Below are 462 nucleotides of genomic sequence, written 5' to 3' on the forward strand. Positions count from 1 at the left end.
CCGTAGGGGAACCTGCGGTTGGATCACCTCCTTACCTAACGATACGCATTGCGTAGTGTCCACACAGATTGTCTGATGAATGTAAACGAGCAAGAGCACCTGTTGATGTTATGAGTTTCGACTCATGCTGATGCGAAACGGTTAGATTTCGGTTTAATCGGAACTTCGTGTCCCCATCGTCTAGAGGCCTAGGACACTGCCCTTTCACGGCTGTAACAGGGGTTCGAATCCCCTTGGGGACGCCAATCCGATAATGTGTGAAAGACATTATCACTGAATATCTTAAAGATGACTTTAACGAGTCGTGTTTAAGATATTGCTCTTTAACAATCTGGAACAAGCTGAAAATTGAAACAATACAGCTGAAACTTATCTCTCCGTAGATGTACTGAGATAAGGATTAACCTGTATTAGAGTCTCTCAAATAATCACAGCACAAGTTGTCTGTAAAGACACCTTCGG

Annotated in this window: 1 tRNA gene; it reads left to right on the plus strand. The window is 43.5% G+C overall.

The features are described from left to right. Positions 1-169 precede the first annotated feature (169 nt). Positions 170-245 (plus strand) — tRNA-Glu (locus HU019_RS20145). The last annotated feature ends 217 nt before the right edge of the window (positions 246-462 follow it).

This window comes from Yersinia artesiana (genome assembly GCF_902726545.1).
Taxonomy (GTDB): Bacteria; Pseudomonadota; Gammaproteobacteria; order Enterobacterales; family Enterobacteriaceae; genus Yersinia; species Yersinia artesiana.